Below are 1,621 nucleotides of genomic sequence, written 5' to 3' on the forward strand. Positions count from 1 at the left end.
GCAGTAAGTGAATCCTGTTTGTGGCGCATTTACCGCCGGATGAAATCGGCTCCAATCGCAGTACATCTCCTCCCGGGGAAGGCTGGAATTAATACGCTCAATATTGGGGCAGTCTCCTGTCGTTTGCTTGGCCTGCATACTCTAACGTTACCTCCATTGGTGGTGCTCTGTACGACTCTCTGCTGGCGCCTACAGTGGGGGGGGTACGTTGGTACTGCTGCAGCTGTGGACGTGGCGGGGTTAGTCATCTCGGCAGCCTACTGTCGATTTCGGCAGGCGATATAGAAACGTTCACGGGTCCTCCTGAGGCACCCCCTTCATGCGGGGGGCGGGCTCGCGTTTTTTGTGCAGCTGGCGAATTTGTATAGGTGTCCATTAAAAATGCCCGATGGGGGGTGGCCATTCAGATTTGCGATTAACTCGAGGTCGGTGGATACAAAATTTCTTTGGCGGGGCCTTGGTGATTTTAGGGGAACGTGGAAGACCTCCTCAACGTTTTTGGGCACGCTTGCTAAGTTAGGTGGTCGAGATAACGTTGGATGAACGTTTGGGGGGGCTTGGCAGGGTGTCTGTATAGATACGGCTATGTTGGCATTGCCTGTTGATGAAAATGGCGCAATGCGCTCTGAACGTAAAATGCTGGTGTTATTTGATCGCTCTTCATCTCCAGCATTCTTCGCCAGCCTAAATAATTTTTCAGATATTTTGTTGCTACGCCATGGAACGGATTTAGCCAGCCTTTCAGTCGACTGATATAAGCGTTAAGGTTCTGGATATGAAAAATTTTCTCCACGACACGCTCATTTCTCAAACCTATAACCCGCTTGTGTAGGATCTTCGACTTTTTCGCAAAGGTTTCATAAATTCGATTTCCATCCGAACAAAGTACAACGTCTTCGGACAGCACAGATTTCAGGCATCGGTGTACAGTCGCTTTTTCAATTTGCGGGAAAACAAAGTCAGCAGCTGTTCCTGAACGGTCCCGGACGATCAAAACTGGAACTCGTTCACCTCGGCGCTTTTTTGTCGAAACACCTCGCTTTCTGGGCTTTCGATGCTTGATATGTCGACTGCCTTTGCTATTCTCCGAAAAGAAAGTTTCATCCGCTTCCATAATACCTGTCATCGGTGTGGGTTCGTTCTCAGCGAACATAGACAGAAATTTATGGCGCCAACGAAAAGCCGTTTTCGGATCAATCTGGCAGATTCTTGCTGACTCTCGAATGGAAAGCCCCTTTTCAAGGCTCTCCGCATAGGCCAGCAGCTTGTCTCGGAGCTGAATTTTCGACAATGCCGTGTCAGTCAATCCGTTAAAAGTTTTTTTACACATTTTACATCGATGTCGCTGCAATCCATTGGCTTTACCCCACTTCTGGGTTTTTTTTGATTGGCAATGAGGGCAGTGATCAATCGTGTGTTCGTGCGCTTCAATCAGTTCGATACTTTTATTTTCTGAACTGGGAATCAACTTTTGAATTAACGCTTGCTTCTGGCAGGGTGTCAGGAATTTAAGATCAGAAACCAACAAATGGAAGTCTTTGCGCTTAATATTGGCACCTTGGCAACTCGTTGATATGCTGGATATAATGCCAGTATATCAACAGGCTATGCCAACATAGCC

Annotated in this window: 1 protein-coding gene; it reads right to left on the bottom strand. The window is 47.6% G+C overall.

Annotated elements, in window-relative coordinates:
- Nucleotides 1–583 precede the first annotated feature (583 nt).
- On the bottom strand, nt 584–1,528 hold the full coding sequence (locus tag ACXAFR_RS27345; RefSeq protein ID WP_475183333.1) for an IS1595 family transposase: 945 nt from the start codon (nt 1,526–1,528) through the stop codon (nt 584–586).
- Nucleotides 1,529–1,621: the final 93 nt, after the last annotated feature.

This window comes from Pseudomaricurvus sp. ABR4_320, assembly GCF_056159445.1.